General features: G+C 63.6%; 9 protein-coding genes. 1 reads left to right on the top strand and 8 read right to left on the bottom strand.

Annotated elements, in window-relative coordinates; translation table 11 throughout:
• The 7 genes from AC3AYF_RS16660 to AC3AYF_RS16690 all read right to left on the bottom strand — a co-directional run.
• Nucleotides 1–294 (bottom strand): ABC transporter permease subunit (locus AC3AYF_RS16660; RefSeq protein ID WP_487780041.1); only part of this gene is annotated, 294 nt, incomplete at its 3' end.
• The gene (locus tag AC3AYF_RS16665) at nt 294–950 is read right to left on the bottom strand and encodes an amino acid ABC transporter permease (protein WP_295040794.1); all 657 of its coding nucleotides are present in this window, start codon (nt 948–950) and stop codon (nt 294–296) included. The genes AC3AYF_RS16665 and AC3AYF_RS16660, both read right to left, overlap by 1 nt.
• Before the next feature lie 12 nt (nt 951–962).
• On the bottom strand, nt 963–1,778 hold the full coding sequence (locus AC3AYF_RS16670; RefSeq protein WP_295040796.1) for a transporter substrate-binding domain-containing protein: 816 nt from the start codon (nt 1,776–1,778) through the stop codon (nt 963–965).
• Nucleotides 1,779–1,843: 65 nt separating this feature from the next.
• Nucleotides 1,844–2,713, bottom strand: a complete 870-nt coding sequence (locus AC3AYF_RS16675; protein ID WP_295040798.1) for a phytanoyl-CoA dioxygenase family protein — start codon at nt 2,711–2,713, stop codon at nt 1,844–1,846.
• A 46-nt stretch (nt 2,714–2,759) separates the two neighbouring features.
• Complete coding sequence (locus AC3AYF_RS16680; RefSeq protein ID WP_295040800.1) at nt 2,760–3,431, bottom strand: DUF1028 domain-containing protein; 672 nt, start codon at nt 3,429–3,431, stop codon at nt 2,760–2,762.
• Nucleotides 3,428–3,847: a RidA family protein gene (locus AC3AYF_RS16685; protein ID WP_295040802.1), complete on the bottom strand. Its 420-nt coding sequence runs from the start codon at nt 3,845–3,847 to the stop codon at nt 3,428–3,430. Before AC3AYF_RS16685 ends, AC3AYF_RS16680 begins: the two co-directional genes overlap by 4 nt.
• Nucleotides 3,847–5,169 carry a flavin-containing monooxygenase gene (locus AC3AYF_RS16690; RefSeq protein WP_295040803.1) on the bottom strand — a complete coding sequence of 441 codons (1,323 nt, stop codon included), beginning with the start codon at nt 5,167–5,169 and terminating at the stop codon, nt 3,847–3,849. Before AC3AYF_RS16690 ends, AC3AYF_RS16685 begins: the two co-directional genes overlap by 1 nt.
• A 281-nt stretch (nt 5,170–5,450) precedes the next feature.
• On the opposite strand from AC3AYF_RS16690, the gene AC3AYF_RS16695 reads away from it, so the two are divergent.
• Nucleotides 5,451–6,047, top strand: a complete 597-nt coding sequence (locus tag AC3AYF_RS16695) for a hypothetical protein (RefSeq protein WP_295040805.1) — start codon at nt 5,451–5,453, stop codon at nt 6,045–6,047.
• 65 nt (nt 6,048–6,112) lie between these two features.
• On the opposite strand, the gene AC3AYF_RS16700 is transcribed toward AC3AYF_RS16695, so the two are convergent.
• On the bottom strand, nt 6,113–6,671 hold a 559-nt coding region (locus AC3AYF_RS16700), incomplete at its 5' end, for an FMN-dependent NADH-azoreductase (protein WP_487780042.1).

Consider the following 6,671-nt stretch of genomic DNA (forward strand, 5'->3'; position numbering starts at 1 on the left):
GCTGCCATAGATCCCCAGGCCGACCAGGCCCGCGGTCATGGGTGACAGTGAGAGACCGAGACTCGGCCCCCCGTAGTAGAGCAGAAACAGCTGCACCAGGAACGGCGTCGCCCGAATCACCTCGATATAACAACGCAGCACGCCACGAACCCAGGGACCGGCACTGAGTTGGATCACGGCGATGATCAGGCCCGCGATCACACCGGCAAGCACCCCGCCAATCCAGGTCCAGAGCGTGACGAGAAAGCCACTGCCGATCTCGCTGGCATGATCGGTCAGAACGGTGAAGTCCATTACGCTCTCCCCTTCGCGAAGCGACGTTCCAGCTGCCCGGCGAGCAATGACAGGCTGATGTTGACGACGCAGTAGAGCACTGCCGCGGCAAGATAGAACTGCAGCTGCAGGAAACTGCTGGCCGCCAGGTTCTGCGCGGCTCGGGTCAACTCCGCCAGCCCGACCGCCGAGATCAGCGAGGAGGCCTTGATCAGCAGTATCACCTCGTTGAGCAGCGCGGGCAGCGTGGCGCGCAGCGCTTGCGGCAGCTTGATTCGGGTCAGGATGGTGCGACCGCCGAGCCCCAGCAACCGGGCGGCTTCGACCTGCCCCGCCGGCAGTGTCAGCAGACCACCCCGCAGAATTTCAGCCAGGTAGGCCCCGCTACACAAGGCCAATCCGGCGATCGCCGCCACCCAGGCAGGGACATCGAACTCCAATCGAGGTAGCAGGTAATAAATGAAAAGCAACTGGATCAGCAGCGGGATCCCCCGGAACACGCTGATATAAGCGCCTCCGAGCCGACGCAGCGCGCCTCGCTCGGAGAGCTTGAGCGAGCAGACCCCGATCCCGATCAAGAAGCCGAGCGCCAGTCCGCAGGCCGACAACCAGACCGTGTTCCACAGGCCTGCCAGCAGCAGCGGCAGGCCCTGGACCAACAGCGCAAGATCGAACATCGAATGCCCCCGTTACTGGGCGGCCACCGGGTGATCGGGCACGTCCATCTTCTGCCCGATCCACTTTTCCTGCAGCTCAGCCAGCCGGCCGTCATCGCGCATCTTCGCCAGCACATCGTTGAACGCGTCGATCAGCCGTTGGGAGTCGTCATCGCCACGACCGATGTAGGCAAACCAGCTCTTGGGTCCGAAGGACGGGGTCACGACCTTGAACAACGAGGGCCGCTGCTTGGCGAGATAGGCAATGTTGGGCAGGGAGTTTGCCACCGCGTCGAGACGCTGGGCAGCCAGGTCGGCGTAGGCCTGGTTGTTGTCGACGTACTCCCGGATCTCGACCGGCGAATCGAGTGATTCGGCATAGGCTTGCAATGTCGTCAACTGCGCCGAGGCCTTGCCAGCACCGACGGTCTTGCCGGCGATATCCTCCGGCACCGATATCTCGTCGTCGTTGGCGCGGACCATCAACGAAACGGAGCTTTCGGCAACGGGATCGGTAAAGCGATAACGCTGCATGCGCTCGCTGGTAATGATCAGCGGGCCGGCAACCATGTCGTACTTGTCCGCCTCCAGGCCGGGCAGCACGCTGGACCACGGCAAGTCGACGAACCCTACCTCGACACCCAGCGCCTTGCCGATTTCCTCGAAGACCGCTTTGTTGAATCCTGTCTGCTTGCCGTTTTCCAGATAGTCGAACGGCGCAAACTGCATCTCGGTACCAACGCGGAGCACCCCGCGCGCCTCGACGTCGTCTAGCGTATCCGCCTGAGCCTGCGTCATTACCGAAGCGCCAAGTGTCATCAAAAGCGCTGCTGCAGCGAGTTTTTTCATGGTTCGTTCCACCGTGTTTTATCGTTGTTGGAGTGCTACCTAACCAGTTGCTAGATGACGTCAGATCACATCGTGGCGTCCATACCGGCCTGCTGAACGAAGAATGAGGCACCCTTCGGCTTCTGCGGCAATTTCAAGACGTTGGCCGTCGTGCGGACCTCGCCACTATCCTCGCCGCGCAGCAGCATGCCCTGATGCTGACTCGGCAGGGGATTGTCACCATAAGGGAGTGCATCTTCCGCCGCGTAGACCGTGATGAAGAGCGTTCGCGGCAGCGACGAAGCGTTCGGTGCGGAAGCATGCAGCAGGCGGGTGTGCATGAAGCAGACCGAACCTGCCGGACCCACACATTCGATCGGTGACTGACATTCGCGAGCGATCACGTCGTCGTCGACGCTGCCGGTGAAACGGCCGCCCTGCCAATGGGAGTAAAGCGGCTGCTTGTGGCTGCCCGGAATGACCTGGAGCGGGCCATTCTCGGCCGTCACCTCGCCCACCATCAGCAGTGCAGTGACCAGATCGTCGTTGCTGTGAGGCGTGAAGAGGAAATCCTGGTGCCACTTCACCTGGGTCTCGGTGCCCGGCAGCTTGGAGTTGATCTTGCTATGGTGAAGGCGTACGCCACCCGCCCCGATCAGCGCGTGCACCATGTCGGTCATGCGCGAATCCGTCGCCACCTGCAGATAGGCCGGCGAGATCTCGGTCGGCGATGCCACCCGACGCAGCGAGGGGTGTTCGGCACTGTGATCGCCACCGACGTCGAAACGCGGCCGATGATCCAGGGTTTCACCATAGGCCGCGGTCTGTTCGCGGCTCTCATCGACCCAGCCATTGAATTCGGCATTGAGCGCTTCGAGCTCGTTGGCACTGAGGACATTCTCGACGACCAGATAGCCGTCCCGTTGGAATTGTTCGATCTGAGATTCGGATAGCATGCTGTCACCCATTTCTTGTCGATTCGGAAATTTGTCAGGGTCTGGCTTAAGTCTCCCCCGGCACGCCGTAACCGGGTGCCGCATCCGGCTGGCGAGCGCGAGTGACGTAATCCTCGAGCTGCGGTGCATAGCGAACCCAGAGATCGCGCAGCGCAGCGATCGGGGCGTCATGCCAATCGACCCGCAAGTCGACGACGGGCCAGGTTTCACTCGGTCGAGCCACGACCACTCCAGCGGAAAAGACATCGCCAGCTTCACCGCCGGCGGCCAGCCCGGCCTCCATGGCGATCAGAAGCCGCTCCGCCAGCGGCCCTTCGCTCTGCTCGAACGCCGTGACCATGGCCCGTGGCACCTCGGCATCGGCCAGGAGATTGCCGGCTGCCACGCAGTCGAGACCATCGGCACGACCGACCACACCGAGGGCATTGTCGCCGTCATAGACGGCCGTGCGGCCCTCACCGTCGATCAGGAGCAACTGTCGATACTGCGGGGCAGGCTCCCCCTCGATCAGCCCCGTCATCGCCGCCTGCGGCGACAGTCCCTGTGCCATGAGCGCCAACCCCTCGGGCCCCAGCGCCGGGTTGGTGACGTTCTGCGTCAACACTGCGCCGTTGGGTCCGGCAAACGCACAGCGCGACGCCACGCAGATGCTCGATGAACTGACCGCGCAGCCGGTTTCGCCTGTCTCGGCGCAGCGTGCCGCAATCGAAAAGGTCATGCTTCCTCCTCGGGAATCACCGCGATCACGTCGATCTCCATCAGCCACTCAGGCTGCGCCAGACCCGCGACGACCAGCCCGGTCGAGATCGGAAAGACCCCACGCAGCCACCGGCCGACTTCCCGGTAGACCGGCTCGCGAAAGCGCGGATCGGTGATATAGGTGGTCGTCTTCACGATATGTGAAAGATCGCTGCCGGCTTCCTCGAGCAGCTGCTTGACGTTCTTCATCGCCTGCTCGGCCTGGGCGCCAGGATCGCCCAATCCGACCAGATTGCCGTGAAAGTCCGTTCCCACCTGACCGCGTACGTAAACGGTATTGCCTGCGCGCACGGCCTGGCACAGATCGTTGTCCAGGGTCTGATTGGGATAGGTTTCCTTCGTGTTGAACATGCGGATGCGCGTATGCGTCGGCATCAGTTGACCCTCCGAGGACGAGAATCGGTCGAAGACGCGGCATCGCTGGCAGACGACGTCGCCGAGACGGGATCGGGTGAGTCGTAGCGGGCGAGATAGTCACGCATCTTGGCGATGTGATCGGCGATGAACTTGGCGTCGTGCCAGACGCCCCAGATGAAACTGGAGCCGCGACGGGAGAGCCACGGCAAACCCAGGAAGTAGATCCCGGGCTCGCTCGAGACCCCGCGCTGGTGGCTTGGCTTGCCATCCTCATCGAAGGCATCGACTTCCAGCCAACGATAATCCTGCGAGAAACCCGTCGCCCAGATGATGGTGGTGATGCCAGCCGTCGCCAGGTCGAGTTCGGCAAGCGGGTTGGAGACGCAATCCGGATCGGGCGGAATCACTCGGGCTTCCGGCTCCGGCGGCAAGTCGAGCCCGTTGCGCTCGGCATAGGCATCGGCGCCGTCCAGCAGCGACAGATAGTTGGCATCGCCGGCATCGAGGTTAGCGCGAAGATCGGAGGCGAATTTCGCCACGCCGTCAACGAAGGACTCGGTGCGTCCGACCAGCGTCACGCCCGCATGCGCCAGCTCGCGGAAATCGATGGTGTAGCCGCCACGCGCGCCGGTGACGGCGATGGTGACATGCTCCGAGCCCGGCTGGCGGATCTCGTTATCCCACTCCCCGAGCACACCGAGCCACCAGCAGAAATCGCGACCACGGTAGGCCCGCGGCGGGCGGTTATGCGGCCCCACCGACAAGTAAACCTGACGTCCTGCACGATTGAGCTCTGCCGCCACCTGGGTGCCTGACGAGCCGGCCCCGACGACCAGAACGGCGCCCTCGGGAAGCTGCTCGGGGTTTCGATAATCGGCCGTGTGCAGCTGCGTGATGCGCTCGTCCTGAGGCGCGATGGCGGGGATGACCGGCGTCTGAAAGGCGCCCGTCGCCGCAACCACCCGCTGTGCGTTGATCGTGCCCTGAGAGGTTTCCACCGTGAATCCTGGCCGCCCCTGATTCGGTGTCACGCGAGTCACTTCGACACCAGTGCGAACGGGAACGTCGAATTTCCGCGCATAGGCTTCGAAATAGTCCGCCACCTCTTCCTTCGGCACGAAGCCGTCCGGCGAGATGGCGGGGAAGGTCAGCCCAGGAAAGCGGTCATGCCAGGCTGGACCGTTCGCCACCAGCGAGTCCCAGCGCGCCGTTCGCCAGCGTTCGGCGATGCGATCGCGCTCGAGTACCAGATGGGGAACGCCGTGTCGGCTCAGGTGTTCGCTCATGGCGATGCCAGCTTGCCCGGCGCCGACCACGAGCGTGTCGGTGGAAGTACTCATTGTGGCTCCAGCGTGCGTGAAGTTGTTATTGATGCTCTTCACCTAACACTAAAGACGTACAGTGCATCGTTAAAATATTGTTATCTGTTCTTTGGCATCAGAAAAACCAATGCAAGGCGGGCGAGCTTGCACGGCGGCGACAGCAGTAAGGATCCCAAGGTAGCAGGGAGGTCATTACCCATCGGCTAACCGCTCGCGGTAGAGTTCAGGCGTGGTCATCGTGAGTCCCATCGATGGTTCCAGGAGAAAACGTTCCAGGAGAAAACGTTCCAGGAGGAAACATGGAGTTCACCCAGGGAAAGAGATATCGGGCCGGTGTCGTCGCTGCCAGCCTGTTGACACTGATGCTGGCCGGTTGCTCGGATTCGTCTCCGGACGCGGACGACGACGCCAGCGGCCAGGCGTCATCGGCGGAACAGCCCACCGCCCAGGAACCGACACGCCAAGACCAGACCACCGACGAGCCGACGCCGGGCACTGGTGGAGAAACCCGGGGCGGGGACGGTTCGACGATCACCCTGGACGCCCTGACGGCGTCGGATATCGGCGAGGCCAACCTCTCGGGCGAGCTGGGCTGCCAGTTCTCGACCGCGCAAGCCTCGCCGCTGCTGGTCGCGAAGGGGAATGTCGACTCGTCATCGGCGGCGCAAGGGGTGGTCAAGGTATCCGGCTACGTGGAGCGGGTCTCGGCGCCAGGCGGATTCGACGGCATGACCGGCAACCCGACTTTCGAGGGCAAGGGCAAGACCCTCCGCATCGAGGTGACCGGCGAACCCAGCGGTGGCGGCGAGTCGCCCGCTCGGCCGGCGACGCTGACCTACGACCGCGCCGACGGCGCCCAGCGCACGCTGGAAGGCGAGTGGCAGTGCGGTCCTTGATGCCGAATGCGCCGGGGATCTGCCCGTCGACGTGATGATGGGCTGTTCGAAGGGGTCGGCCGCCGTCAGTACCAGGCGTCGCCCAGCGCGGCAACCGCCTCTGCGATCATCGCCTCGGGAGTGGCGCGTCGGCCGACCAGCCCTTCCAGATACACGAATTCCGGCGCGCGAATGCCTAGCGTACTCAGCACGGCTTCGAGATGCGGGGTGAGGAAATTGGGCTGCTTCGACTCTCCGGCGCGGTGAAAGCCACCGGAGCTGACGATGACCAGCGTCGGCCGGTCCGCCAGCAGGCCCACCTTGCCCTGCGGGATCGGCGCGAAGGTTCGATGAATGCGCAGCACGTAATCGACCCAGAGCTTCAGCGCCGCGGGCATGCCGAAATTATGCATGGGGGTGGCGACGATCAGCCGGTCGGTGGATTCGAGCTCTTGGATCAGGCGTTCGGATAACTCAAGCGTCGCGCTCGAGCGAGGCAAGGGATCGCGCAGCGTCAGCGCCCGGGCGTAGTCCACCGTCAACGGCGCCAGCGGCTCGGCGGCGAGATCCCGTACCAGCAGGTCGCCTCCCTTTCGCGCCGCGATCTTCCGCGCCAGGCGGTTCCCCAAGGCCTCTTCGCGGTGC

This window comes from Salinicola sp., from assembly GCF_982684285.1.